This window comes from Amycolatopsis mediterranei (genome assembly GCF_026017845.1).
Classification (GTDB): Bacteria; Actinomycetota; Actinomycetes; order Mycobacteriales; family Pseudonocardiaceae; genus Amycolatopsis; species Amycolatopsis mediterranei.
This window is the reverse complement of the sequence record NZ_CP100416.1, coordinates 324,972-351,415: the sequence shown is the minus strand read 5'-3', so window position 1 is coordinate 351,415 and position 26,444 is coordinate 324,972. Positions and strand designations below refer to the sequence as shown.

The 26,444-nt window shown below is 70.5% G+C and carries 26 protein-coding genes; 12 read left to right on the top strand and 14 right to left on the bottom strand.

All coding sequences use genetic code 11. From position 1 onward, the window contains the following. Positions 1–705 precede the first annotated feature (705 nt). Positions 706–1,149 (top strand): hypothetical protein, encoded by a 444-nt coding sequence (locus ISP_RS01750; RefSeq protein WP_034285001.1) that lies wholly within the window; start codon positions 706–708, stop codon positions 1,147–1,149. Between the two features lie 111 nt (positions 1,150–1,260). Here ISP_RS01750 and ISP_RS01745 read toward each other — a convergent pair whose 3' ends face one another. Continuing rightward, complete coding sequence (locus tag ISP_RS01745) at positions 1,261–1,464, bottom strand: cold-shock protein (RefSeq protein ID WP_003097368.1); 204 nt, start codon at positions 1,462–1,464, stop codon at positions 1,261–1,263. Between the two features lie 457 nt (positions 1,465–1,921). On the opposite strand from ISP_RS01745, the gene ISP_RS01740 reads away from it, so the two are divergent. The 4 genes from ISP_RS01740 (at position 1,922) to ISP_RS01725 (ending at position 4,676) form a co-directional block, all read left to right on the top strand. After that, the gene (locus ISP_RS01740) at positions 1,922–3,133 is read left to right on the top strand and encodes a L,D-transpeptidase (RefSeq protein ID WP_034284998.1); all 1,212 of its coding nucleotides are present in this window, start codon (positions 1,922–1,924) and stop codon (positions 3,131–3,133) included. 169 nt (positions 3,134–3,302) lie between these two features. Next, positions 3,303–3,617: a hypothetical protein gene (locus tag ISP_RS01735; RefSeq protein WP_014868647.1), complete on the top strand. Its 315-nt coding sequence runs from the start codon at positions 3,303–3,305 to the stop codon at positions 3,615–3,617. A 4-nt stretch (positions 3,618–3,621) separates the two neighbouring features. After that, complete coding sequence (locus ISP_RS01730) at positions 3,622–4,173, top strand: SigE family RNA polymerase sigma factor (RefSeq protein ID WP_014868646.1); 552 nt, start codon at positions 3,622–3,624, stop codon at positions 4,171–4,173. Positions 4,174–4,178: 5 nt separating this feature from the next. Next, positions 4,179–4,676, top strand: a complete 498-nt coding sequence (locus ISP_RS01725; protein ID WP_034285015.1) for a hypothetical protein — start codon at positions 4,179–4,181, stop codon at positions 4,674–4,676. 81 nt (positions 4,677–4,757) lie between these two features. Here ISP_RS01725 and ISP_RS01720 read toward each other — a convergent pair whose 3' ends face one another. Further along, positions 4,758–6,092, bottom strand: coding sequence for an MFS transporter (locus ISP_RS01720; protein ID WP_014868645.1), 1,335 nt, complete (start codon positions 6,090–6,092; stop codon positions 4,758–4,760). Between the two features lie 237 nt (positions 6,093–6,329). On the opposite strand from ISP_RS01720, the gene ISP_RS01715 reads away from it, so the two are divergent. Beyond that, positions 6,330–6,923 (top strand): PaaI family thioesterase, encoded by a 594-nt coding sequence (locus ISP_RS01715; protein WP_034284996.1) that lies wholly within the window; start codon positions 6,330–6,332, stop codon positions 6,921–6,923. Here the strand turns inward: ISP_RS01715 and ISP_RS01710 are convergent, their stop codons facing one another. The 10 genes from ISP_RS01710 to ISP_RS01665 form a co-directional block, all read right to left on the bottom strand. After that, complete coding sequence (locus ISP_RS01710) at positions 6,924–9,572, bottom strand: serine/threonine-protein kinase (RefSeq protein WP_037374324.1); 2,649 nt, start codon at positions 9,570–9,572, stop codon at positions 6,924–6,926. A gap of 73 nt (positions 9,573–9,645) precedes the next feature. Further along, positions 9,646–10,590, bottom strand: a complete 945-nt coding sequence (locus ISP_RS01705) for a glutamate ABC transporter substrate-binding protein (RefSeq protein WP_013222295.1) — start codon at positions 10,588–10,590, stop codon at positions 9,646–9,648. A 131-nt stretch (positions 10,591–10,721) separates the two neighbouring features. Continuing rightward, positions 10,722–12,140, bottom strand: coding sequence for a hypothetical protein (locus ISP_RS01700; RefSeq protein WP_013222294.1), 1,419 nt, complete (start codon positions 12,138–12,140; stop codon positions 10,722–10,724). Positions 12,141–12,595: 455 nt separating this feature from the next. Further along, a complete protein-coding gene (locus ISP_RS01695) occupies positions 12,596–13,858 on the bottom strand; it encodes a GAF domain-containing protein (protein WP_013222293.1) in 1,263 nt (420 codons plus the stop codon). A gap of 97 nt (positions 13,859–13,955) precedes the next feature. Then, complete coding sequence (locus ISP_RS01690; protein ID WP_013222292.1) at positions 13,956–14,699, bottom strand: thiamine pyrophosphate-dependent enzyme; 744 nt, start codon at positions 14,697–14,699, stop codon at positions 13,956–13,958. Beyond that, positions 14,696–15,730, bottom strand: a complete 1,035-nt coding sequence (locus tag ISP_RS01685; RefSeq protein WP_013222291.1) for an ATP-NAD kinase family protein — start codon at positions 15,728–15,730, stop codon at positions 14,696–14,698. The genes ISP_RS01690 and ISP_RS01685 overlap by 4 nt, the downstream gene beginning before the upstream one ends. 202 nt (positions 15,731–15,932) lie before the next feature. Then, positions 15,933–16,148 carry a heavy-metal-associated domain-containing protein gene (locus tag ISP_RS01680; RefSeq protein ID WP_013222290.1) on the bottom strand — a complete coding sequence of 72 codons (216 nt, stop codon included), beginning with the start codon at positions 16,146–16,148 and terminating at the stop codon, positions 15,933–15,935. A gap of 64 nt (positions 16,149–16,212) precedes the next feature. Beyond that, positions 16,213–16,416, bottom strand: a complete 204-nt coding sequence (locus ISP_RS01675; protein WP_013222289.1) for a cold-shock protein — start codon at positions 16,414–16,416, stop codon at positions 16,213–16,215. A 207-nt stretch (positions 16,417–16,623) separates the two neighbouring features. Further along, positions 16,624–16,797 carry a hypothetical protein gene (locus tag ISP_RS01670; RefSeq protein WP_014466534.1) on the bottom strand — a complete coding sequence of 58 codons (174 nt, stop codon included), beginning with the start codon at positions 16,795–16,797 and terminating at the stop codon, positions 16,624–16,626. A gap of 203 nt (positions 16,798–17,000) precedes the next feature. Further along, on the bottom strand, positions 17,001–18,659 hold the full coding sequence (locus ISP_RS01665) for a thiamine pyrophosphate-binding protein (RefSeq protein WP_071831721.1): 1,659 nt from the start codon (positions 18,657–18,659) through the stop codon (positions 17,001–17,003). Positions 18,660–18,794: 135 nt separating this feature from the next. Between ISP_RS01665 and ISP_RS01660 the strand changes: the two genes are divergently transcribed. The 3 genes from ISP_RS01660 (at position 18,795) to ISP_RS01650 (ending at position 21,252) form a co-directional block, all read left to right on the top strand. Next, complete coding sequence (locus ISP_RS01660) at positions 18,795–20,075, top strand: hydroxyacid-oxoacid transhydrogenase (RefSeq protein ID WP_013222287.1); 1,281 nt, start codon at positions 18,795–18,797, stop codon at positions 20,073–20,075. After that, a complete protein-coding gene (locus ISP_RS01655; protein WP_013222286.1) occupies positions 20,069–20,482 on the top strand; it encodes an acyl-CoA thioesterase in 414 nt (137 codons plus the stop codon). Before ISP_RS01660 ends, ISP_RS01655 begins: the two co-directional genes overlap by 7 nt. A 617-nt stretch (positions 20,483–21,099) precedes the next feature. Further along, positions 21,100–21,252, top strand: a complete 153-nt coding sequence (locus tag ISP_RS01650; protein ID WP_014466532.1) for a hypothetical protein — start codon at positions 21,100–21,102, stop codon at positions 21,250–21,252. A 76-nt stretch (positions 21,253–21,328) separates the two neighbouring features. Here ISP_RS01650 and lanKC read toward each other — a convergent pair whose 3' ends face one another. Then, the gene (gene lanKC / locus ISP_RS01645; protein ID WP_013222285.1) at positions 21,329–23,896 is read right to left on the bottom strand and encodes a class III lanthionine synthetase LanKC; all 2,568 of its coding nucleotides are present in this window, start codon (positions 23,894–23,896) and stop codon (positions 21,329–21,331) included. A 444-nt stretch (positions 23,897–24,340) separates the two neighbouring features. Between lanKC and ISP_RS01640 the strand changes: the two genes are divergently transcribed. From ISP_RS01640 to ISP_RS01630, 3 genes are all read left to right on the top strand, one after another. Continuing rightward, on the top strand, positions 24,341–24,706 hold the full coding sequence (locus tag ISP_RS01640; protein ID WP_013222284.1) for a hypothetical protein: 366 nt from the start codon (positions 24,341–24,343) through the stop codon (positions 24,704–24,706). 22 nt (positions 24,707–24,728) lie between these two features. Then, positions 24,729–25,100 carry a membrane protein gene (locus tag ISP_RS01635; protein ID WP_013222283.1) on the top strand — a complete coding sequence of 124 codons (372 nt, stop codon included), beginning with the start codon at positions 24,729–24,731 and terminating at the stop codon, positions 25,098–25,100. Between the two features lie 171 nt (positions 25,101–25,271). Continuing rightward, positions 25,272–25,988: a S1 family peptidase gene (locus ISP_RS01630; RefSeq protein ID WP_013222282.1), complete on the top strand. Its 717-nt coding sequence runs from the start codon at positions 25,272–25,274 to the stop codon at positions 25,986–25,988. 48 nt (positions 25,989–26,036) lie between these two features. Here the strand turns inward: ISP_RS01630 and ISP_RS01625 are convergent. After that, on the bottom strand, positions 26,037–26,444 hold a 408-nt coding region (locus tag ISP_RS01625; protein WP_265049897.1), incomplete at its 5' end, for an alginate lyase family protein.

Sequence of the window (26,444 nt, the reverse complement as noted above, 5' to 3'; positions counted from 1 at the left end):
CCCCTCCACACGGCTCACAACAACTTGGCCGCGAGGCTAACCAGCGCCGGCCACCACACACAGCCCCCCGGAGAGTGAACCTGAGGCCACACTCCGCTCAACGCAGCGCAATCGGCACGGTCGAAGAAGAACCCCACCCGAACGAACGTCACCCCAGTAGCAAAGTGACACCACACGGGGAAATTTCCCGCTCTCCACTCGCCCAACCACCCAACTCGTGCAACAATCGAGGTGCTGACACACCCCCGGTCAGCGCCTGTGGAGATCCCCTCCGACCCCCGCGTTCCTCCCCCTGGCGCGGGGGTCCTCCATTTCTTGGCCCGCTCGGGCTTCGCCCTTCGCCTGGGCCAATCATTTCGGTGTGCCGACCCGGGGGGCCGAGCCCCCCGGACCCCCCACGGTGCCTCGCGCTCGGCTTCCAGCGTGGTCCGGTTTTCGCCTCGGGCGCTGCGCGCCCTGGCGATGGGCCTGCCTTCCGTATGGCACTCGCCCGTACGGAACCTTTCGATGTTGTTCGAGGCGGTCGGTGGTGGACGGGGTTGGAGTTGCGCTTGGGGTGATCGACTCGGAGGGTTATTTGGGGGTTGCTTTGTGTTGTTGGGGTTTGGGCTGAATGGGTGGGGATTGGGCTGTTTGGGTGGGGGTTTTCGCGTGTTGTAGCTCACAGTGGTTTGTGTGGCGAGATGCAAACGTTATCGTGGCGTTGTGCCTCTTCCCTCCCTTGGCCGCTTGAGCAGCCGCACGAACCTGAAAGCCGCCGCGTCTTCCGGGCGTCATCGTGGTGCCGCGAAGCCTGCGGACGACGGTGCCGTCGAGGACACCGAGCTCACCTCCTACCTCGCCGCCCTCGCTCCGGAGAACGACCTCGAGAGCACCGGGTCCGGCAAGCGGTTCGGTGAGGCGCAGGTCTACCAGCTGCGGATGAGCCTCGTGGCCAGCCAGCAGCTCAAGGACATCGCCGCCGAGCGGGAGATCTCGCCGCAGGCGCTCGCCCAGGAGTGGATCCTCGAGCGGCTCAACTGGGAGGGGCAGGCCTCCTCCGCCCACGACCAGCGGCAGCAGGCCGCCGCCACCGAGGTCAGCGACCTCACCGACGAGTTCCACTTCCCCGCCGACGCCTTCGACGCGCCGGCCGTCGCCCGGCGCTGAGCCGTCGCGCCACGCAGACCCCATGAGAAAGGGCCCCCGGCTGCTGCCGGGGGCCCTTCACTCAGGCCTTAAGACGCGCAAAGGGCCTGTGAGGCTTCTTCAGCCTCAGTTTCAGATCGCGCGGACCTTCTGGGCCTGCGGACCCTTCTGGCCCTGGCCGACCTCGAACTCCACTCGCTGGTTCTCCTCGAGGGTGCGGAAGCCGCGCCCCTCGATCTCCGAGTAGTGAACGAACACGTCGCCTTCGCCGCCGTCCTGCGCGATGAAGCCGAAGCCCTTCTCCGCGTTGAACCACTTCACAGTGCCTTGCGCCACCGCTGTACTCCTCGTTACACAGATCCGCTTCGAATGCCACCGAAGCGGCACCCCGACCGTCCCGGGCGGTTCCAACGAGACGAGTCAAGAGCGGGTCGGCTCCATGGCTCGCGTCAGAAGTTCCGCGAGTGTGAAGCCACGAACACGCAAAACGACGGCCTGAGAGCAGACTACCGGGATCTGGCCAAAGTTGAACCCCGTGATCGAGGCGAAAACCGGCTCTGCGCACCAAGGTCACCGGAACGTCGTAGGGCTTCCGCCCGGTTCTGTCGGACCCACCGGCTAGTCTGGCGCCGCACAGCGACACCGTGATCACCGGATACGGCTCGGAGTCGGCCGTGCCCCCTCAGTGAAAGCTTCCGCCGACCATTGTGACGCTCGTCACATCAATGTTGCTCAACGTACACGGTCCGCGGCGCGTCTCGAAGAGGGGAAGCACCAAAGGGGCAAAAAGGGGATGGGTGTGACGGTGAGGATTTCCACGCGGCGCCGCGGCGCTGCCGTGGCATGGGGTTTGGTCGCGGCGCTGACGCTGGGGGCGTGCAGCAGCGAACCGACGGTCTCGGCGAGCGGGACGTCGGGCGGCGGCCCGACCAGCTCGCCCGCACCCACCGCGCAGCCCGCGAAGCTGACGGTGACGCCCGCGGGCGGCGCCCAGGACGTCGCGCCCGGCGAGCCGGTCGGCGTCCAGGTCGCCGACGGCACGATCACGTCGGTCACGCTGACCAACCCGGAGGGCAAGCAGGTCCAGGGGCAGGCGTCGGCGGACAAGAAGAGCTGGACCACCACCGAACAGCTCGGCTACGGCAAGACCTACACCTGGTCCGGCCAGGCGCAGGGCGCCGACGGCAAGAACGTGCCCATCGGCGGCGCGTTCACCACCGTCAAGCCGAAGCGCCAGCAGGCGGCCAGCCTGAACGTCGGCGACGGCCAGACGTACGGCATCGCGATGCCGATCGCCCTGACCTTCCCCAGCCGCGTCACCGACAAGGCCTCCGTCGAGAAGGCGCTCTCGGTCGAGACCACGCCGAAGACCGAGGGCTCGTGGGCCTGGATGGAGGGCGACGCTTCGGTGCACTGGCGGCCGAAGGAGTACTTCAAGCCCGGCACGCAGGTGAAGGTGAACGCCAAGATCTACGGCGTCAAGATCGGTGACGGCGTGTACGGCAAGCAAGACGTCTCGGCCAGCTTCGCCATCGGGCGCTCGCAGATCGTCAAGGGCAACACCACACAGCACACCATGCAGGTGATCCGCGACGGCCAGCAGATCGCCGACTACCCGGTGAGCTACGGCCTCGACTCCGACCCCGGCCGCGTCACCCACAGCGGCGTGCACGTCGTCATGGGCAAGCAGGCCACGTACGCGATGAGCAACCCGAAGTACCACTACGAGAACGTCGTCGTGCCGTGGGCGGTCCGGATCTCCAACAACGGCGAGTTCATCCACGGCCTGGCCGCGTCGGTCTGGGCGCAGGGCAAGAAGAACATCTCGCACGGCTGCCTGAACCTCTCGCCCGCGCGCGCCAAGGAGTACTACGACGGCGTGCTCCCCGGCGACCCGGTCGAGATCACCGGCAGCACGCAGACGCTGAGCGCGAAGGACGGCGACTACAGCGACTGGACCTACGACTGGGCGAGCTGGCAGAAGCTGTCGGCGCTCGCCCGCTGAACCACCGGGAAGACCGGGCGGCCGGGAAGTCCCCTTGCGGGCTTCCCGGCCGTTCGTGTTTTTCACCGCATAACCGCGAAATCCGATGCAACCCCGGTGATCACCCGCCGCATGACTAAGGGCAGAGGCGCAGCGATCCCCTGCCGCGCCGCGAGAATGAGGAGCTGTCTTGCGTATCCGCATCGCCCTGACCCTCGGCGCGCTCGTGCTCGCCGGTGGCGCCCTGACCGGTGGCATCGCGCTGGCTTCGGAGGCGCAGGCGCCGGCCGCCCCGACGCAGACCCAGTCGACCCGGCCGGGCGAGCCGACCGTGGCCCCCGTGCCGGCCACCAGCCGTCCCCGCCCGCAGGCGCCGTCCGCCGTTCCCGTGCCGCGCGAGACGACCCGGCCCGCCCGCACGGGCCCGGCTCCGCGCGTCCCCCGCGCCGTCCCGGCCGGCCCGACCGGCGACCTGCACCTGCCGGCCGTGTGGGAGACCCGGTAACCAGGTGATCTCCCGCTCCCGTCCGTCGACCGGGCCGGGCTCGCCGTGGGACGGCGAGTTCGCCCGGTACTTCGGCGAGCGCGCGCACAGCCTGCGATCGACCGCCTTCCTGCTCTGCGGGGACTGGCACCAGGCCGAAGACCTCACGCAGGCCGCGCTGCTCAAGATCTACCTCGCCTGGCCGAGGCTGTCGCGGCACGACGCGCTGGACGCCTACGCGCGCAAGGTCGTCCTGCGCACGTTCCTCGCCGAGCACCGGCGCAGCAGGTGGAAACGGGAGCGGCTCACCGACACCCCGCCGGAACTCCCGGCGGAACCCGCGAGCGACCAGGACATGCTGGTCCGGCAGGCACTGGCGGTCCTGGCCCCCAAGCAGCGCGCCGTGCTGGTGCTGCGGTACTTCGAAGACCTGAGCGTCGAAGAGACGGCTCAGGCGCTCGGCTGCAGCACCGGCACGGTGAAGAGCCAGGCCTCCCGCGGCCTGGCCACGCTGCGCAACCGGCTCGGCCCGCACTACGGTGCGCTGACCTTCAGCGCACCCACGGAGGGGAGGTGACGAACATGGACCACGAAGACGACGTCCGCGCGATCCTGACCGGCGCGGCCGGCGGCCCGCAGCCGCCGATGCGCCTCGAAGCCGCCGACGTGATCGAGCGCGGCGGCCGGGTCCGGCGACGACGCAAGCGCTTCGCCGTCGCGGGCACTTCGACCGCGACGGCGGTCGTCCTCGCGGTGGCCGGTTTCCTGGCCGGCCACCGCGCCGGGCCGCCGGAGCCGGTGCAGCCGGTGCAGCCGGCCGGCCCCGGCCTGTCCACGATCGGCACCACGTCCCCTGCTCCTCCGTCGACGTCGCCGAGCGAGATCGCGGCGACGTCGATCGCGCCGCCGACGGCCGAGCCGGGCCAGACCCGGCCACGCAGCCCGCGGACGTCGATCCCGCAGGTGCCGTCCGCGGGCCCGCGGTCGACTGCCCGCCCGGGGCCCGCGACCTCCCCGTCCTCCCTGGCTCCGGGCGAGACCCGGGCGGAAACGCCGTCGGTGAGAGCGACGACGCGTTAGCCGGTGGCGGAGATCCGCCCCACGGCGCGCGGGTGCCCCGCCCGGTGATCCGGACGGGGCACCCGCATTTCCGGCAGCCGCTCAGCGTTGAGCGGCCGCGGAGGCCAGCTTGCCCGCGCCGTCCTCGGTGTCGATCTGCTCCATCGGCACCTGCGACGTCTCGGGGATCTTGATGATGGGGAGGATGGCGATCAGCGCCGCCGCCATCAGGTAGTACGCCGGCCAGTCCTCGTTGCCGGTGCTCTTGATCAACGCGGTCACGATGACCCCGGCGGTGCCGCCGAACAGCGACGTCGAGATGTTGTAGCCGATCGCGAACGAGCCGTAGCGCACCCGGGTGGGGAACATCGCCGGGAACGTCGAGCCGATCACCGCGAGGATCAAGACCAGCAGGATCGCCACGATCAGGAACCCGACGAACAGCCACAGGATGCTGCCGGACTGCATCAGCTTGAGGCTGGGCCAGCTCAGCACCAGGAACCCGATGGCCGCGGTGAGCAGCAGCGGTTTCCGGCCGATCCGGTCCGACAGCGCGCCGAGCGGGATGATGACCGCCATCTGGATGACCTCGACCGCGATGATGATCAACGTCGAGGTGTTGTCGTTGATCTTCAGCGTGTCCGTGAAGTACGTCGGCATCGTGGTCAGCAGCAGGTAGTCCGCCACGTTCAGCAGCAGCACGATGCCGATCAGGTTGAGGATCATCCGCCAGTTGCGGACGAAGATTTCCTTCAGCGGCGCCTTCGTCGGTGCCTCGCCCGCGGCCTCCATCCGGCGGAACTCGGGGGTGTCCTCGAGCTTGTTCCGCAGGTAGAGCCCGATCAAGCCGAGCGGCAGCGCGACGAAGAACGGGAGCCGCCAGCCCCAGGCGCCGACCTGCTCGGCCGACAGGGACAGCGTCACCGACAGCACCACGAGGTTGCCGAGCACGTAGCCGGCCAGCGTGCCGAGCTCGAGGAAGCTGCCGAAGAAGCCACGGCGCTTCGTCGGGGAGTATTCGGCGATGAACGTCGCCGCGCCGCCGTACTCGCCGCCGGTGGAGAAGCCCTGGATGATCCGCAGCAGCAGGATCGCGATCGGCGCCGCGATGCCCATGCTGTAGCTGCCGGCGTACGTCGGCAGGACGCCGACCAGGAACGTGCAGCCGGACATCAGCAGGATCGTGACGGCGAGCACCCGCTTGCGGCCGATCTTGTCGCCGAGCGGGCCGAAGAACGCCCCGCCGAACGGCCGCACGATGAACCCGATCGCGAGCAGCGCCAGCGACTTGAGCACGGCGTTCCCCTCACCGGGGAAGAACTGCGTACCGATGCTCACCGCGATCGCACCCGAGGTGAAGACGCCGTAGTCGTACCACTCGGTGGCGTTGCCCATCGCCGACGCCCACACGGCGCGCTTGACGGTTCTCTCGTCCACTGACGGTTTGCCCGTCGTTGCTGCTGGTTCGCTCATGCCGGCGACGACTCCTCCCGTGCAGTGCCCATGGGGCCGTTCGAGCTCATCGGCCCAGTGTCGACCGGGACCCCCACGTCGGCAGTCTGAGCCGGAAATTGTCTACGGTGGGGAACTTTCCGGCTACTGAGAGATGTCGGTGGCTCGCCGACGTCCCGGGTCGCGCGCTGCCGCCGGCTACCCGCGGGTTAACGTCAGCGCATGAGTCGTGTTTCTCAACCCTGGCCGCCGGTGGCGGTGGAGCCCGCGGTCCCGCACCCGAAGGCGCCGGAACCGGGCACCGAGCTCGGCGTGCACTTCGCCGAGTGCTTCGGGTGCGGCGACGAGGCCGACGCCGGGCTGCACCTGCGCTCGACCGTCGGCGAAGGCCAGGTCGTGCACTCGCGGTTCACCGTCACCGCGGCCCACCAGGGCGCGCCCGGGCTCGCCCACGGCGGCCTGCTGGCCTGCGCGTTCGACGAGGCGCTCGGCTCGACGGTCGGCAACCTGATGCGCCGCCCGGCGGTGACCGGCAAGCTCGAGACGGACTTCCGGCGGCCGGTGCCGGTCGGTTCGACGCTGTTCATCGAGGCCAAGCTGGACGGCATCGCGGGCCGCAAGATCTACGTCAGCGCGAACGGCCGCCTCGACGCCGAGGACGGCCCGATCGCGGTCAGCGCGCGGGCGCTGTTCGTCGTCGTCGGTTTCGAGCACTTCAGCACCCACGGCGACCCGCAGGCGCTGGAGAAGCTGGCCGCGCAGCACGAGAAGAACCAGCGTGAGCGCAGCGAACGCGACTGGGAGATCAACCCCTGATCAGGTGAGCGTCCGGGGCCGGATCGCGTTCGCCCGGTCGACCAGCTCGATGCGCTGCTCGAGCGTGGCCGCCAGCCGGGCCAGCGCCCGGTAGCACCGCTCGAGGCCGAACCGCAGCTCGCGTTCCTCGAGCCGGCACCCCAGCACGCGCGCGCCCGGCGTCGGCTTGCCCTGGCCGAGCCATTCGTGCGCGGCTTCGAGGACGTTCGCGGACAGGCGCGTCTGGCGTTCGACGTCCAGCCGGAGCCGCTCCAGCCGGGCCGACGCGTCGAGCAGGTCGTGCTCGGTGACCGGCGTCTCGCGGCCGTTGGCCTTGGTCGCCGTCGTCTTGATCTTGATCGCCGCGACCTGCGCGTCGACGTAGTGGGTCGAGGACGGCGGCACGGTCTCGAGCACCTCGACCGCGCTCGCCCGCGCGCCCTGCGCCAGGTACACGCGGGCGAGGCCGAAGGCGGCGCTGACGTAGGTGCGGTCGGTGCGCCAGACCAGTTCGTAGAACCGCGCGGCGGCGAAGTAGTCGCCGACGCCTTCGGCGCTGATGCCCAACGCGAGTTTCGGGGCGATTTCGCCCGGTAGGTCGTCGTACACCGCTTCGAACGCGACGTGCGCCACCCGCGAACGGCCACCCGCGAGTTCGATCAGGCCGCGGTACCAGTCGATCCGCCAGTCGTGCGGGAAGCCGTTCTTGATGGCCAGGTACTGCGCCGCCTGCAGCTGCCGCTGCGCCTCCGCGAACTCGCCGAGCTCGACCCGGGCCCGCACGATCCGCAGCCGCACCTCGATCGACTCCCGCGGTGCGCCGGCCAGCGCCTCGATCGCGGCCCGCGGGTCGAGCGCGGTCGTGGTGGCGAGCACGCCAGCCGCCGGGTCGTCCGTGTCGACCTGCGGGATCGGCAGCCCGGCGACGACCTCGTCCGCGCCGGGCAGCGGCACGCTGGCGCCGGCTTCGGGCACCACCAGCTGCACGCCGAACGTGCGGCTCTCCGGGCCGAACACCGTGGACACGCCGGGCCGCGGCTTGCCGGTGCCGAGCGCCATGATCTCGCGCAGCACCCCGGTGAGCTGGTCGGCCATCTCTTCGGCGGAGAGGAAGCGCCGGTCGGGGTCCGTGTGCGTCGCGCGCCGCAGGAACCGGTAGTACGAACCGAACAGCGTGAACAGCGGGACGGCGTCCGGGCCGGGCAGCGTCGTCTTGTACTTGCTGGTGTAGCCGGTGAACTCGAAGCTGAGCACGGCGAGCGTGCGCCCGACGGTGAACAGGTCCGATGCCACCGACGCACCCTGCGTCGGCAGTTCCGGCGCGCTGTAGCCGGTGGTGAAGAACAGCGGGCTCTCGTAGTCGTCGGTGCGGCGGACCGCGCCGAGGTCGATCAGCTTCAGCTGCTCGTTGGTCTGGATGACGTTGTCGGGCTTGAGGTCGCAGTAGAGCAGGCCCTGGCTGTGCAGGTAGCCGAGCGCGGGCAGGATCTCCAGCCCGTACGCGATGACCTGGCCGATCGGCAGCGGCTCCGGACGGCGGCTTTCCCGGTGGTGCGCCAGCGCGAGCTGCCGCAGCGACTGGCCACCGACGTACTCCATGACGATGTAGCCGGTGGTCGTGCCGCTGTGGGCGTCCGGGTGCTGCACGAAGTTGTGGATCTTGACGATGTTGGGGTGTTCGACCTCGGCGAGGAACCGCTGCTCGTTGGCCGCGGCCGCCATCGCCGTCGCGTCACCGGTGTCGATCAGTCCTTTGAGGACTACCCAGCGGTCGCTGACGTTGTGGTCCTGCGCCAGGTAGATCCAGCCGAGGCCGCCGTAGGCGATCGCGCCGAGGACTTCGTACTGGCCGCCGACGAGCTCGTTCGGCTGCAGCTTCGGGACGAACGAGAACGGCGCGCCGCAGTTCTCGCACTTGCCTTCCGGCGAACCGGGTTGCCCGTCCTTGCCGCGGCCGACCTTCGCGTTGCAGGTGCCGCAGAACCGCTTTTCCTCCGACACCACCGGGTTCGTCAGCACCGCGGACGCGGGGTCGCGCGCGGGCACCGGCGGGACCTCGACCAGCCCCGCGCCGAGCCGGCCGCGGCGCGACCGGGACGTCCGCGACGACGTCCGCCGCGAAGTGCCGGGGAACGAACCGGATACCGAGCCGGACCCGCTGCCGGCCCCCGTTCCGGTGCCGGTTCCCGTGTGCCGTCCTTCGCTGGTGCGCTCGGGCAGCACGCTTTCGGTGCCGGGGTCGGGCAACGGCGTCCCCGGCCCGGTTTCCGGCCGCGGCACCGGCGGCATGATGCTCTGGGTCTCCGGCGCCGGCGCGGCGAGCACGCTCGTGGGCTGCGGGGCGCCCGGATCCGGGCGGACGGCCTGCGTCGGCTCGACCGGCGGCGTGACGGGGTTCATGCTGCCTGGCGGGCGCGTCGGGTCTTCCGCGCCGGGGATCGGCCCGCGCGCGGGAAACGGCTGGCCGCGCGGCGGCGTCGGCGGACGGCGCACGGGCGCGTGGAAGACGGTCTCTTCGCCGCCGGACGGCTCGCCGTCGTCGAGGCGGCCGGAGATCGACGGCTCCGGCGTGTCCCACCGCACCGGTGGCGGCGGCTGCCAGCTCGGCGGCGCCACCTGCTGCTGGTCGTCCGGCGCGGCGTGCCGAGGACGGCGCGGCTCCTCCGACACTGCTACCTCCCGGATCCCCTGCGACGTGCGGAGATCGATTCTAGTCGCGCTGCGTCCTTCGGTACTGCGGCATTCACTGGTACTGCGGCGCCGGCGGCGAAGCCGGCCCGAGGCGGGCTTCCACCCAGCGGCGGTAGCTGTCCTGCCACACGCCGTTGCCGCGGATCTGGTCGAGCACCGCGTTGACGTAGCGGACCAGGTCCGGGCGGTCCTTCGGCACGCCGATGCCGTAGTTCTCCTGCGTCAGCGGCTCGCCGCGGACCTCGAGCGTCGAGTCCTGCGCGGCCATCCCGGCGAGGATCGTGTCGTCGGTCGACACCGCGTCGACCTGGCCCTGCTGGAGCATCACCAGGCAGTCCGACCAGTTGTCGACCGAGACCGGCACCGGCTTGGCCGCGTCCGTCGCGATCTTCGCCAGCGACGTCGACTTCTTGGTCGCGCACACCCGCTTGCCGCTCAGGTCCGACAGCTTCTGCGCCTTCGACTCCTTGGGGACCAGGATCTTCTGGCCTGCCACGTAGTACACGGAGGAGAACTCGACGTCCTTCTTGCGCGCGCAGGTGATGCTGTAGGTCCGGACCACGATGTCGACCTGGTGCTTCTTCAGGACTTCTTCACGCTGCGACGACGGGATCGCGCGGAACTGGACGTGGCCGTCGGCCGAGCCGAAGATCGCCTTGGCGACGGCGTTGACCATGTCGATGTCGAAGCCCTCGAGGTTGCCCGAGGTGGGGTTGCGGAACCCGAACAGGTAGGTGGTCTGGTCGACCCCGGCGATCAGCTTGCCGCGCTTCCTGATGTCGGACATCGTCGAGCTGTCGGGGACGGTCGTGCTGCTGCTGGCCGGCACCAGGCTGGCCAGGGGGTTGCAGCTGGTGTCGGAGCCGCCGCCGGCCGTCGCGTCCGGGCCGCCGACGTGCGCGGGCTGCGGCCAGGCCGCGTTGCCGACCGGCGCCGGGTCGACCGGTTTCCCGGCGCTGCCGCAGGACGCAGCCAGCAGCGCGACGACCGCCAGCACGCCCGCCCGGACCGTGTTACCAATCCGGCCAAAAGCAGGCCGACCCCTGCGCGGCACGTAACCGCTTCTCCGAAGCCATTCGGCCGTGACTGTGGTCGGATTGGTAACGATCAGCACCGTCCGCCGCCTGCTCACCGGTACTCCCTCAGTCGCTCCCGGATCCCCATGGTGACACCCGCCGCGGCGACGACCGCCAGCACGGCCAAGCCGGGTGCGAGGAGCGTCAGCGCGCGGTCGCCGTTGTGGGTGTCGTCGAGGAAGGCCTGCCTGCCGACGTCGATCGCGGCCTGGAGGCTGTCGTCGAGCTGCCGGAAGGCCGGCGCCGAGCCGCCTTTCGCGTCTTCCTGCACCGCGGAGTCGACGGCTTCCTGGTACGCCCCGGCGTTGTCCTGGTCGCGCACCTGCCCGTGGGCCTTCAGCCAGTCGCCGGCGGCCTTCGACGCGGCCTCGACCTTCGCGGCGCCGTCGCCGTCTTTGATCAGGCCGCGGGCTTCGCCGAGGAGACCGCCCTGGCCGTCCTGGCCGAGCAGCTGGACCGCCTTGGCGGTGAAGTCCTTCTCGTACGCGCCGCCGTCGCCGCGGGCGACCAGCGTCAGCGTTTCGTCGGCACGGGCCTGCAGCGCGGCGATCCGCGCGCGGACGAGCACGTCGACGCGGTGCGAACCGTCGTCCTGGCCGCTGCCGACCAGGCTGCCCTGGAAGATCAGCGCGACCCCGCCCCACAGCAGCGACACCACGACGGCGGCCGTCGCGACGACGAGCCCGACGTTGAGCAGCCGGTTGGTGCGCCGGGTCAGGTAGACCTGGGTGACGATCAGCGCGGCCAGCAGCGCCACCACCAGGATCGTGGCGAGCCACGGGAAACCGGTGGCGCTGTCCTGCTCTTCGATGAGCCGCTCGGTGTCGACCCGGTAGAGGTCCTGGGCGGCGGGCAGCAGCTTCGCCCGCATCAGCTCGGACGCCTCGCGCAGGTAGGACGCGCCGACCGGGTAGCCGAGGCGGTTGTTCGCCCGTGCCGTCTCGACGAGCCCGGTGTAGACGGGCAGCTGCTGGTTCAGCGTGTCGACCGGGGTGGCGGCGTCGGCGACGTCCGCGGCGTCGGAAGCGGCCTTCGCGAGCGCGGCGCCGGCTTCGGCGATGTCCCGCTCGTAGCGCTGGCGGAGCTGGGGTGGCTCGGTGCCGATGGAGAGGAACGCGCTCGCGGCGGTCGCGTCCGCGTCCGAAAGCGAGCGGTAGACCTGCTGCGACGCGGCGGCGAGCGGCTCGCGGTGGTCGATGACGCCGGAAATCGTGTCGTCGCGGTCCTGCACCGACAGCGTCGCGACGAGCCCGGCGACGAGCGCCAGCAGCACCAGCCCGACGGCGATCACGGTGAGCCGGCCGGGGGTGGTCGCGGCCGATCGGACGATCGCACGGATCCCCTGGCCCGGCAGGTCGAGCAGCCCCAGCAGGCCGCTGCGGCTCCCGGTGCGGTCGCGGCCGTCCGGTGGCGACGGTGGGGGTGCCGGCGCGGGCGCCGCAGGCCCCGGGGCCGTCGCAGTGCTGGTCATCCCCGAAATTCCTCCCCTGCCATCCGGGGCCTCGCCCCAGGCCGGGGGCGTGGCCACCCGGAGCCCCCGAAAAAGTTCGCTGTGAGCCGTACTCGCAGAAGGTAGCCGAGTCGCCGCGCGCGCAGCCACCGACACCACCCGCTGTCATCAGCACGTGATCTGGGCGGACGTGTTCCCGCGCACACCGGTGATCAGGTCCGGACTTCCGCCCGGACGCGCCGGTGGCCGTCTTCGGGGCCGCACGTCAGCGCGGACGGCGGGCCGCTCGCGCGGGCCGCCAGACCGAATCCTTCACCTGTCCGGGTGAAAGACCCGAGGGCGTTGCCTCCGGCTGTCTCGCCCGGTCCGTTCGCAGCCCACCGTCCACATCGGACCATTCAGTCAGCCGCGCCTCGGGCTGCACGCCTTGTGCGCCAAGGTAATGCGCCGGGCCGCGGTTTTCGGCCGGCGTGCGGTCAGCCGCGGATGGCCGGGGCGAGCGAGTGCGGGAGCACGGCTTCGGGGTCCGGCGGCCGTCGGACGACCACCTCGACGTCGTCGGCGAAGCGGTACGGCTTGGCGCCGAGGATGCCGCCGAAGTGCCGTCGCAGCCGGGACATCTCGGCGCGGACGGTCACCGTCCGGCCGGCGTCGCCGAACAGGTCGGCCGACAGTTCGGACGCAGACCGGCCGTCGCGCCGGCTGGCCAGCACGTACAGCACCTCGGCGTGGCGCGGGCTGAGCCGGTGCGTCCAGGTCCCGGCGGCACTGGCCACGGTGAGCTCGGGCTCGCGCGGCGATCGAAGGTCGAGCACGACGCGGGTGGGCGGGGCCGCCTCGTTCTCGGTCAGCCGGAGCAGCCAGCCGCCGGGGACGGGCTCGACGGAACAGCCGCCGTACGCGGGCAGCCAGGCTCGCCCGGGACCGAGGCCGGTGGGCAGCGCGACCCGGTCGACCGGCGCGAGCCCGGCGGCCGCGGCGATCCAGCCGTGTTTGTCGGCCACCATCGCCCGGCCGCCGACCTTCGCGAGGACCGGGACGGCGAAGCCGCGAAGCCGTTCGAGCTCGGTGAGGTGGGTGGTGCGCAGCTGGGCCTCCGCGAGCCGCGTCACGGCGTCGACCAGCGCCAATGTCGTCGCGTGGATGGTCGAGGCAGGCCCGGAGAGGTCGACGACGCCGAGCAGCCTGCCGTCGCGCGGGTCGTGCAGCGGCGCGGCCGCACACGTCCAGGAGTGCTGGGTCCGGACGTAGTGCTCGGCGGAGTACACCTGGATCGGGCTGCGCGCGACGAGCGCGGTGCCGATCGCGTTGGTGCCGACGGATTCCTCCTGCCAATCGACGCCTTCGACGAACCCGAGCCCGTCGGCGCGGCGCCGGACCGCGGCACTGCCGTCACGCCAGAGGACGGCGCCACCGGCGTCGGCGATCACCATGATGTGCGCGGCCTGCTCGGCGAGGCTGAGCAGGCCGCCGCGCAGGATCGGCAGCGCCTCGGCCAGCCCGCTCGCGCGGCGGCGCGCTTCCAGCTGTTCGAAGGTCAGCACGGGCGCGGCGGCCCGGCTGTCCGGGTCCAGCCCCAGCCGGCGCATCCGCTGCCAAGACGCGCCGATGACCGGCCGCAGCCGGCTCGGCAGCGCCTGGCCGTTCAGGGCTGCTTCGTGCACCTGCGCGAGGACACGGGCGTACCGCCGGGGATCCACCCCGGCCGGCAACGCTGCCTCGAGGTCTCGCTGCCCCAAACCGCCGCTCCTTGTGCTGTGCCTCCCCGGAGTCTGCCTTTTCGGCTGGATGATCGGTAGGTGGGGCACGTCGCGGCCGGGCCGGGTTTGTCCCGCTTCAGTACGAGACGTAGACGTCGGTCTCCAGGGCGTCCGGGGCGGATTTCGGCGCGGCGACCGAGTCCTCGACGAGCTGGGCGACTTCGGCGTCGATGGCGTCGAGGACCTGTTCGCGCAGCTCACCGCTGTCGGTGACACGGGTGCGGAACCGGTGGAGGCAGTCGCCGACGTGCCGCGGGAAGCCGGCCTCGAGCAGTGTCGGGCCACCGCCGTCGCGGGCGCGGCCGACCGCTTCTCCGGCCGCTTCGTGCACGGCGAAGAAGTCGGATCCGTCGATGACGACCCCGGGCACACCGAGCCCGGCCACCCGATCGGCGTAACCGGGGTTCTCCGTGACGAAGATGACGGGCAGGTGCCAGGCCGACGCGAGGGTCAGCGCCTCCAGCGTCGTCCCCGGGGCGTCCCCGAGGAAGGCCACGCCGACGCCGCCGGTGTCCTGCTGTTTCGCGGCGATCGCGGCGCCGCAGATCAGCAGCGGGACGCCGCCGAGGGTGTCCGTCGTGATCAGCCGGTGCTGCTGGATCTCGGCCAGGACGGCCCGGACGTCGACGCCCTTGGCGATGCGGTGCCCGTGACGGCGATGGGTGCCGGCGATGGCGTCACGGCTGTCGAGGTGGAGACAGACACCCGCGGCCAAAGCCTCCCCGCCGACGTACCGGTTGCCACCGGTCGCGCGCACTCGCTCTTCGACGGCTCGGATGGTCCGCATCACGCGATACGCACCCCGGAGGGCGTCCGTCATCTTCGGCGCTCCTTCCCCAGTTCGGTGTCCGCGCGCAACAGTCCTTTCCGCGCCGCCTCCGCCATCGCCGCCCGCACGTCGACGACCCACGGCCCGTCCGGCTTGAGCTCGACGAACGCGCTCTCCCCGGTCTTCAGCTCGAGCTCGCGCTCGCCGTCGAGCGCGATGACTCCGCCCGCGGCAGCGAGTTCGACGCGCACGCCGGGTCGCAGGAGCCCCCAGCCGCGCACGCCGACCGGCCGGACGAGCCCGGGCGCGATCGGCGCGTGCACGACGTACGGCGTCTCCCCGACCGGCCCGAGCTGCAGCGCGACGCCGTCCGGGCTCGACCGCGGGCTGGGGCACAGTTGGCCGGGAACGCTCGAGAGGCCGATGCCGTCCGGCTCGGCGAAGGTGCAGTACAGCTCGGTGAGCGACGAGGGGTCCCACAGCGCCCGCGCCCCGATGTGCCTGCTCAGCGACACGCAGACGTCGACGAGCGCGATCTCCCTGCGTGCTTTCGTGACGACCTCGAGCACGCTGACGCGGTGGGTGACGAGGTCGGGATCGATCTGCCCGGTGGCGATCAGCCCGGCGGCCAGGCCGGCGACGGTCGCCTCCCGCATCTGCGGGAAGGCGTTGTTGGTCCCGGTGGAGAGGGCGAGCAGCGGCACGTCCTCGCAGGCCGCGGCGGCGACCCGGGCGGTCCCGTCCCCACCGAGGACGACGATGACCCCGGCGCCGGCCTCGACCATGCGACGCACGGCGTTCGTCGTGTCGGCGGCGGTGCCGGTGAGGGCGTCGTCCTCGCAGAAGTCGACCTTCGGCCAGGAGCCACCGCGGCCGAGCGCGCGCAGGACCGCGGCGGAAATCCCGCCCAGGTCGGTCGAGACGAGGGCCCGGTCGAGCCCGGTGACGGCGAACGCCGCCAGCAGCCGCTGGACCATGTTCGCCTTTTCCGCGGTGGGGAACACCGACGCCTGCGCGACCAGCCGGCGGATGTCCCGCCCCGATGCGGGGTTCGCGACGATCCCCGCCACCGTTTCACCCACCTGACCTCCCGTTCTTTCACCCGAGAACAGGAGACTCCGTGAACGGGCGAAACGGAAGGGTTGCAGAGCGTTGCAGTAGCGGTGTGATGCGCAACAGGAGCGAGGTAGATCACACCAGGCGTCTCACCCAGTGATCTGCAGTGGACTGTCCACCCCGGAGTCGCCGGGGAAGAACCCACCGGGACGAGGTCGCGGCAGCGGACTACGGGACCAGGTCGGCGACGCCCTCGTAGGTGAAGCCGGCTTCTTCGATCGCGGCCCGGACGTCGTCCTCCGTCAGCGTCGTTTCGGCGCGCACTAAGACGCGGCCGGTCGCGACGTCGACGTCCACTTCGGCCACTCCGGGCAGCACGGTGATTTCTTCGGTCACCGACTGGGCGCAGCTCATCCCGGAAACGGCGTATCCGTGCTCGATCATGGTGCGCAGCCTACGAAAAGGGCCGCCACCCCAACCGGGTGACGGCCCTTTCCCAAGATCAAAGTCAGATCACGGTGACCGACGTGGCCTGCGGGCCCTTCTGGCCCTGGCCGATCTCGAACTCGACGCGAGCGTTCTCTTCCAGGCTCTTGAAGCCGTTACCCTGGATCTCGCTGTAGTGAACGAAGACGTCGCCGCCACCGTTGTCGGGGGTGATGAAGCCGAACCCCTTCTCGGAGTTGAACCACTTCACAGTGCCCTGAGTCATAAAAAGATCTCCATGTGTAACACCAAAACAGGAAGCCACTTCGGCGTCCCGGGTCATCACCCGGACGGTTTGCTTCCTCGGCGAGGAGACACTACGCCCGCTGAGTTCTGCGAGCGTGACTCAACACGAACACAAAAATCGAGACCTTAAGCAGTAAAGCACACCTTGAGCGGGAGGGACAAGCCATCTTCACCCGGGAGGGGTGAGCTATTCGCCACTCGCCGGGCGCAGCCCCTCGGTGGTGAACGGCGAACGCCACGCCGTGTCGTGCTCACCGGCGACCACCGCGTCGTCGTGGGCCTCGGAACTGGCGCTGAACAGCACCGGTACGACGCCGGAGGACTTCCGCGCTGCTTCGGATGCGTGCTGGTGATCGGTCACGTCGAAACTCCCCTCGTTCCCTGCCCGCTTCTGCGCGGGTCATGACCGTGATGGTGCCATGGGGCACCGACAGAAACCGGTTGTTTCCCGCCGGGACCCGGCCGGGAAGGTTCAGCGGCGAACCACCACCGGAACACCGCCAGGTTACCCGAGCCAACGCCCTGCTACCACACGACATTCCCAGCTTTTCCGGAACGAAACCGTTACTGGGCGGGAGGTTGCGGACGCGCCTGGCCGAGCAGGGCCGAGATCCGCACGTCAGGGGTCACGACGTCGGGATCCGTGCGCACGTCGATGACGCACGGCCGCTGCCGCACCAGTGCGCTGGCGATGATGGGCTCGAGCTCTTCACGATCGTCCACGGTGTACCCGGCCGCGCCGAGCCCACGCGCCCACGACGCGAAGTCGGTCAACGGGATCGAAACCCCCGTGAGCCGGCCGTAGGTGCGGGCCTGGTGCATCGCGAGCGCGCCGTGGACGCCGTTCTGGAAGACGACCACCATCACCGGCGCCCGGTACCGGACGGCCGTTTCGATCTCCTGGCCGGTCATCAGCGTGCCGGCGTCCCCGACCATGGCCACGACGGTCCGCCGCGGCTCGGTCAGCTTCGCCGCCACGGCGGCCGGCACGGCGTAGCCCATGGCGGCGTTGCTCGGGCCGAGCTGACTGCGCGGCGCGGTGAAGCACCAGTAGCGGTGCATGAACTGAGCGAAGTTGCCCGCGTCGCTGGTCACGATGGTGTCCTCGGGCGCCAGCTTCCGCAGCGCCCGGACGACGTCGACCGGGTGCACCCGGGTGTTCCCGCTGGTGTCGGGCGGGGTCATGAAGGTGTGGACGGCCGCGTTCGCCGCCGAAGCCCGCCGCGTCCGCGGCGACGCCACCTCCCGCAGCTCCCGCAGGAACGGCTCGACTTCGGAGTCGACGCGGAACGTCAGCCCCCGCCGCTTCGGGCTGACATCGATGCCAGTGCCGACCATGACCAGCGTCTGCTGCGCGGTCGGGTAGCGGTAGGCCTGGGTGGTCACCTCGTCGAGCTGGGTGCCGAGCGCGAGCACCAGGTCCGCGCGTTCGAGGGCGTCCAGCTGCCGGGCCGGGATGCCCAGCCCCAGGTGACCGGCGTAGCGGGCGTGGTTCTCCGGGAAGGCGTCCTGCCGCCGGAAGGCGTTGTAGACGGGCAGCGCGAGCTCGTCGGCGACGGCGATCAGCTCGTCCCGCGCCGACCGCGCCCGCCCGCCGACGATGACGACCGGGTACTTGGCCTCGTCGACCAGTTGCGCCACGGCGTCAGCCGAACGGCCCAGCGTCCCGGACGCCGGCGGCCGCACCCGCGCCATCGGCTTGGCCGCGTCGTAGGGCATGCCCCAGACGTCGCAGGGCACGCCGAGCACGACCGGCCCCGGCCGGCCTTCCTGCGACGTCGTCAGCGCGTGCGCGAGCAACCCCGGCAGCCCGTCCGGATCGGTCACCCGCAATGTCGACTTGGCGATCGACTCGAACATGGCCGTGAGGTCCGACGTCGGCAGCTCCCCCGACGACGACGGCACCGGCTCGGCCGCCGGCGTCTCCAGCAGCACGACCATCGGCGTCTCGTCCTGGTACGCCGTTTGGACGCCGATGGCCAGGCTCGCCGCACTCGGCCCCCGGCTGGCGAGCAGCACGGCGGGACGTTCGGTGAGCTTCCCCTCGGCCTCCGCCATGAACGCCGCGCCCGCGTCGTGGCGCGCCGAGACCAGCGTGATCTCCCGCTCCCGCTGCAGGGCGTCGAGCAGTTCCAGGAAGGACTCACCGACCACCGCGTACACGCGGCGGACACGCGCCTCGGTCAGGATCCGCACGGCCGTCTGGGCGACGGTCGCTCCCAGTTGGTATCTAATGAGGAGAGCTTAGGCGGGCACCGTTCAGTGCAGTCAAGTGATCTTCACCGAAACCGGACAAGGATAGGCCGAATGTCCGCTTTGACCGATTGGTAGCCGATCAAGGGAGTGAGGACCGCAGACTTGGCCGCCACCGAACATGAAACTGTTTTTACCTATGGTGCACCGGCGCTGAAGTACGGCACCGGCGCCAGCGACGAGATCGGCTACGACCTGACCCAGTACGGCGCGCACCGCGTGCTCGTCGTGACGGATCCGCAGGTGGCCGCGACAGCCTGGCCCCGCCGCATAGCCGACGGCATCGCGGGCTACGGCATCGAGACCGAGATCTTCGACGGCGTCCACGTCGAGCCCACTGATGTCAGCATGCAGAAGGCGGTCGACTTCGCGCGCGGAACCGGTCCGTACGACGCCTTCGTGGCCGTCGGCGGCGGGTCCGCCATCGACACCGCCAAGGCGGCAAACCTCCTGACGAGCAACGACGGCGAGCTGATGGACTACGTCAACGCGCCCGTCGGCGGCGGCCGCGCGCCGGCCCGCTCGCTGAAGCCGCTGGTCGCGGTGCCCACCACCACCGGCACGGGCTCCGAGAGCACCACGGTCTGCGTCCTGGACGTGTTGTCGCTGCGCGTGAAGAGCGGGATCAGCCACCTGCGGCTGCGCCCCACCCTGGCCGTCGTCGACCCGCGGCTCACCGTCAGCCAGCCGCCTGGGGTGACGGCCGCCAGCGGCATGGACATCCTCTGCCACGCCGCGGAGAGCTACACCGCCAAGCCGTACACCGAGTTCGAGCGCAAGCGCCCGGAGCAGCGCGTGCCGTACTGCGGCTCGAACCCGCTGGCCGACATGTTCGCCGAGCAGTCGCTGAGGCTGCTGTCGTGGGCCCTCCCGGCTGCGGTGCGCGACGGTGCCGACCTCAAGGCCCGCGAGGCCATGGCCCTCGCCGCGACGTTCGCCGGCCTCGGCTTCGGCAACGCCGGCGTGCACATCCCGCACGCGAACGCCTACCCGATCGCCGGTCAGGTCAGGGATTTCCACCCGGACGGTTATCCGGGCGAAGAACCCATGGTGCCGCACGGCATGGCCGTCTCGCTGACCGCGCCCGCGGCGTTCCGCTTCACCTTCGACGCGGCACCGGACCGCCACCTGCGCGTCGCCCGCCTGCTGGCCCCCGACTTCGAGTGGCCCGGCGACTTCGCCGACCACCTGCCCGCGGTGCTGATCGACCTGATGCGGCAGATCGGCATCCCGGACGGCATCGGTGCCGTCGGCTACACGGAGTCCGATGTGGACTCCCTCGTCGAGGGAACCCTCAAGCAGCAGCGCTTGCTGGCCACCGCACCCCGCGAAGCGTCCGCGGACGATCTGTCCGGCATCCTGCGCGAGTCGGTGTCCCTGTGGTGAGCGAGTACCCGCATTGGCAGACGATCCCGTTGCGCTGGAAGGACAACGACGTCTACGGGCACGCCAACAACGTCGTCCACTACTCGCTGATGGACACCGTGATCAACACCTGGCTCATCGAGCAGGGCGGCCTCGACATCGAAGCCGGGGCGGTGATCGGGCTGTGCGTCGAGTCGCACTGCGCGTATCACTCATCGGTGTCCTTTCCTGGCTCGTTGAGGGTTGGGCTGCGGGTGGCGCACCTCGGGAAGTCCAGCGTCCGCTACGAGATCGGGATGTACGCAGCCGACGAGTCCTTGGTCGCGGAAGGGCACTTCGTGCACGTCTTCGTGGACCGCGAGTCCCGCCGGCCGACACCGGTCTCCGGCAAGCTGCGCGAGGCGCTGGAGGCATTGCAGCCCGGATGACGTGCACCGCCGCCGTGTCACCTCCTTTCCGACGGTGCCCCATTCCGGGCCGTGTTCCTCCTGCACTTCCGATCATGCACCACGGCACCGACAGAACCGGCCGATCGGCCGGAGTTGTCCACAGGCGACCCAAAATCGGCGAGTTGTCCACAGATTTGCCACGAGGGGTTCCGCACCCCTTCGACGGCGATAAGCTGGGAAGCACATGAGATCGGTCCACAGTGGACGAGCTGTTTCCTCACCGGATCGGCTGGTAACACGGATGGCGGCCTAGGCGTCGATCCGGTTGCGGCGGCAGAAAGGTGAGCCGACGGCTCGTGAGTGGTCCCGGGCCCGTTGCCGGCAGGCGTCCCGCCGACGGTCCCGGCACCCAGGCACGAAGTGGACCAAACAGCGGTGGTCGCGCGTCCGCTTCCGGCAGACGCCCCGGGAGCGGACGCGCCACCGTCCCATGTGGCCAGGAGGAGATCGCGGCGTCGTCGCCGGAAGGCGCCCCGCCGACGACTGCGACCCCGACCGCGGTCGGCCTGGTATTCGGTAGCGGACCCGTCGCCGGAAGGCGTCCCGGCGGCGGGCCCGCGCCACTACCGCAGGCAGCGGCCGCCCGACTCTGGGCGGTGACGCACCTGCAGCAGGTGGCGGCGTTCGCGGACCAGCAACTGGCGGTGGACAAGGGCCACCAGCCAGGCACGCGAAGCGGTGGGTTGGATCGGCCCGGCCAGGTCGACTCCGCCGTCGAGCTCCCGGCTCGCGGACGCGGCTGGACGTGAAGCGCCGCTTCACGTTCGTGCGTGCGGCCTGAGGCAAACAGCGGCTGCCCGCCCGGCCGTCGTGGTGATTCCCGGGTCAGCGACCGGTCGCCGGAGCGATCGGCGTGCCACCCAGGAACGGCAACACCTCATTGCCGTCGAAGAGCGAAGCCAGAGAAAGGAGGATCCCCGCACCGCCGGTCTTGACGTCCATCGAGAGCCGCAGCAACCGGTTGCCCGGGAACGCGAGGCCGTTCTTGTACGGCACCGCATACCAGGCCAGCCACGCCAGGTGCCGGTCGATCGCCGCCGCACGGCTCGGCTGCCCCGGGCCCGGGTTCGCGGCCAGCGCGACAGCCAGTCCGCACCGGCCGTTGAGCAAGCCCGGCTGGGCGACGAACTCGCCGAGGCACGCCTCACGAAGGGCGGGGAGGCTGTCGACGGCCTCCGCGTCCGGGCGATGCCGCGCCAGCTGCTCGGCGGCCAAGAGGATCCCGGCGCTGCCGACGCCTGCGTAGGGCAACGTGCGGGCCGCACCGTCGCGGACCTGCAGCGAGCCGTCGTCGGCCTCGACGCATTCTTCGAGGTCGCGGCACAGTGCCTGGTCGGCGAAGGAGAGCCAGGCCGACTCGCCGGTGCGCTCGAAGAGCCGGATGAACAGCAGTGCCGGCCCGGCCCAGCCGGCCAGCAGCCCGGCGCGGGCGGAGTTCCCCGGTGGCGCCGCGGTCTCCAGCGCCTCGGCCAGCCGGACGGCCGTGGTCAGCGCTTGGCGTCCGAACTCGTTGTCCTGGCGGACCGTCGCGAAGTGCAGCATCGTCAGCCCGATGCCGGCCAAGCCGCTCTCCAGGGAGTGGTCGGTTGTCTGCTCGACGAGCCGCGTGGACGTCGCCAGCAGCTTGGCGGCCTCGTCGTGGTGCCCGAAGTTCTCCAGCACGTAGGCGATGCCGGAGCTGCCGTCGTAGAAGCCGGGCCGGGTCGGCGGCTCACGGCGGACCGCTTCGATCAGCCAACGTTCGTGCTCGGGGAAGCGGCCGGCCCCGGCGACGTTGAGAGCGTGCAGCACCCCGGCGGCCCCGACCCCGAAACACGCACCGCCGACGCGGAACTGTTCGATGTCCCCCGGGAACAGCCGGTCTTGGCGAGAGGGGGTCGCGCTGGCGAGGATCGCCTCGGCGATCTGCTTGCGGACCAGCGACCAGTCCGGTTTGTCATGGTCGAGCTCGGTGTGGGCCAGTGTCGGCTCCACGGGGACTTCACGCGGGGCCAGTACCGCGACCGCGGCGTCGGCGTACCCCTCGGGTAGGGGAAACCGGCGTTCGACGAAGTCGGCGATGCGACGCAGCTTCGCCGGAGCGAGCTCGGCCACGGGCGATAGCGGCAGGAAGAGCCACAGCCGCAACGCTGCGAGTGCGTGCTCGTCGACCGCGAAACCGGTGCGGTCGGCCGGTGCGCGGAAGCCGGGCGTGCCCGGTGTCGGGCGGTCGGCGGACTCGGCGTCGAACGCCGTCCCGAAGTCGGTCAGGGAGATCCGGTCGTGGTGGTCTTCGTCGACCAAGATGTTCTGTGGGTGCAGGTCACCCAGGACGATGCCGCGAGCGTGGGCTTCGCCGATCGCCTTCTCCACTCCCTCGACGATGTCCAGCGCGCGGCGGGTGTAGTCGGCGAGGTCGACGGTCGTCGTGCTGCGCCTGGTCAGGGGGTAGTTGCGGGTCAGCCAGCCGGCCAGCGGGATACCCGGCAGGTACTCCGCGGCCAGGTAGTGGCGCTCCGAAACGGTGAACCACTCGACGGCCCTCGGCACGCCCGGGATGCCGGCGAGCCGGCCGAGCACCTCGTGCTCTCGACGCAGCCGCTCGACGGCGTCGATCCGCGCTTCGTCGAGACCTGCGTACGGGCGGGCCTCCTTGAGAACGACCTGGTCACCGCCCGCCTTCGGGTCGGCGAGGTAGCTGCCGCCGCCGTTCGAGACGTGTAGTGGCCGCACCATCCGGTAAGGAAACTGGGTCCGGGCACCCCCTTTGCGCGCGGTGATGCTGCTTCGCAAACAGGTCGGGAGCTTGACCCAGTCGGGCATGGAGGACGTCGGTTCCCGTTTCTCGGGTACCAGCCGGCCGTCCGGCTTGCGGACGGCCGGGACGCGGTTGCCATCGTGCTCGACCCACTGTTCGGCAAATCCGCCGTAACGCACGTAGAGGGGTCCGTCGCCGTACTGCAAGGCGCTCGGAATTCCGGGGCCGTGCTCACCTTCCAGCCGCGTTGACAGGTCCATGAGCACTCGCTCGAGTTCGTTGTCGTCGGCCGGGTAAATGGTCGCCAGCTCGACCTCGCTGTCGCCGGATGCGTATTTCGAATTCCGGGCGAGCAACGTCAGCGGCGAGCGGAGGTGCTTGTGGGCGACCGCGTGCTCTGTACAGGACTCGGACACCTGCGCGAGCACGCGGCTCGCGTTGCCCAGGCCGGCCGAAACGTGAACCTGCCAGCCCTGGGCCGGAAGAACACGGCCGTCGGGGTGCCTCGCGCGCCACACACCACGATCGGTGGTGACCCACCCGGCGACCGACGCGGGGAGCGCCGGGGTGAAATCCTCGACCGGCGCGCCGTTTTCCTGCAGTTCGTCGTAGAACAACGGGTCCGCGAAGCAAAATGCTTCGTAGCGCAGGTCCATCCGAGATACCCCTCCGTACGACCCGGGCATGACTGCCCCGGGACAAGGAGTATTCCCCCATGCCGGACAGCTCTGGGCCAATCCGCCAACCCGGCGGTTCAACTGGGCTATCCGAGGTAGGCAAAAAGGGCGCCTACCGACTGGTAGCCGAACCCAGGGTGATTTTGTCCAGTCCGGGTACCACACCATAGTGGCGAAAAGTGAAGATCTTTCCGGCATTTCCGCAGGTCCACCAGCGGATCCGGCGGAAAATTCCACCGAATTGGCAAATTGCCATCAAGGCCGCCCGGTGATCAGTTTTCCCGATGGGTGCCCGCCGCGTGAAGACCCGCCGACCACGCCGGATCACGGTGGTGGTCCGCGCCACGCTCGCGGCACCTCGGCGGACGGGCCCGCCGGTACCACGGAGTAAGTTGACGGCCGGCGGACCGGAAGGAGGAACGGGTGATCTTCGGATTCGCCGTGACGGTCGCCGTGGCTGCCACGCTCGTCGCGCTCTGGAGCTTCGTCCAGTCGGCTCGGAACCGGCTTCCGGACAACCCGCTCCTGGTCGCGCTCGCGGTCATCGAACTGCTGCTGGTCGTGCAGCTGGTGATCGGGATCGTGCTGCTCGCCGGCGGTGACCGGCCCGGCAGCCTGGCGACCTACCTGGCCTACCTGATCGGCTGCCTGGTCGTGCTGCCCGTCGGCGCCGCCTGGGCGCTGGCCGAGCGGAGCCGGTCGAGCACCGCCGTGCTCGGTATCGCCTGTCTGGCCATCCCGGTGATGGTGCTGCGACTGAACGAGGTGTGGAGTGGAGCAACAGCGTAGGACGGCCAGCGGCCCTGGGCGGGTGCTCGTCGCCGTGTACGCGATCTTCGCGCTGGCCGCGACGTCGCGGGCCGGCGTCCAGATCGGCACGAAGTTCCACGAAGCCCCGCTCGCCTACCTGCTCTCGGCTTTCGCCGCGGCCGTCTACATCGTCGCCACGATCGCGCTGGCCCGCCGGGGTGACGGCTGGTGGCGCGTAGCCCTCGTCGCCTGCTCGACCGAGTTGCTGGGCGTGCTGACGATCGGCACGCTGAGCCTCGTAGACGCGGCCGCCTTCCGGCACCCGACCGTCTGGTCCGTCTACGGCGAGGGGTACCTGTTCATCCCGCTCGTGCTGCCGGTCATCGGGCTGTACTGGCTGCGGAAGACCGCACCGGTGAAGATCGCCGCCTGAGCAGCGGAACAGTACGGGAACTGCACGTAGCCCACTCCGGGAAATAAATACGGATTCGACCGGCGACTTTCGTCGGTTCCGGACATTCGCCGGAAACTCGGACAATCTTCGAGTTCGGTCCCCACCGGCTTTTCCCCCACGCGGTTCTCCCCCGCGTGAAAAGGAGTGAGCGTGAAATTCGGCAAGTTCATCCTGCTGGCCGCGAGCACCGCACTGGCCGTCGTCGGCCTCGGCGGTCCGGCGGCCGCCGACAACACCCCGCAGGCCCAGCCGTCGATCATCGGCGGCAGCACCGCCACCAGCGGGCCCTGGGCGGCGCGGCTGTTCGTCAACGGTCAGCAGAACTGCACCGCGACGATCATCGCCCCGCAGTACATCCTCACCGCCAAACACTGCGTCAGCAGCTCCGGCACCTACACGTTCCGCATCGGCAGCCTGGACCAGTCGAGCGGCGGAACGACGGCCACCGGCTCCACCATCACGCGGTACCCCGGGTCCGCTGACCTGGCCATCGTCCGGCTCACCACCTCGGTGAACGCGACCTACTCGCCGCTCGGCAGCGTCGGCGACGTCTCGGTCGGCCAGAACGTCTCGGTCTACGGCTGGGGCGCGACCAGCCAGTGCGGCTCGGAGATCAACTGCCAGTCGCGGTACCTGAAGGTCGCGACCGTGCGGGTGAACTCGATCAGCTGCAGCGACTACACCGGTGGCGTCGCCGTGTGCGCGAACCGCGTCAACGGCATCACCGCCGGCGGCGACTCCGGCGGCCCGATGTTCGCTTCCGGCCGCCAGGTCGGCGTCGCGTCGACCAGCGACCGGTCGAACAACACCGCGTACACGAACATCACGCGTTATCGCAGCTGGATTTCGCAGGTGGCGGGCGTCTGATTCCGCCGGGAAAGGGCCCGGCCGGGAAAGGCCGGGCCCTTTCCGCCGTCAGGACGTCGAAATGTCGTCGAGCTGTTCCGGGGCCGGCCGCACCGGGTAGAGGTCGCCGCCCGGCTCCACCGGCACCCGGGGAAGCGCCGTGCGAGCCGCCCGGTCGCCCGCGTCGGCCGCCGCGTGCAGGACGTCCAGCGCCGCGTACGGCCGGAAGTCCAGCTCGGGATACGGCCACGCCGACTGTCCCTGCGTGGCGCCCGGGATCAGGAAGTCGACCGCGCCGAACAGCGTCGCGCCGCTCGGCGCGGTGTAGTGCCACAGGTCGACGCCGACGTGCTTGCCGATCTGCGCCAGCCGGGTCAGTGCGACCAGGTTGAACGCCGAGTAGTGTCCTGCGCCTGAAATTCGTTGGCAATATCGTGCGAGCGAGTCGATGATCTCCTCGGCGGTCTTGCGCCAGAC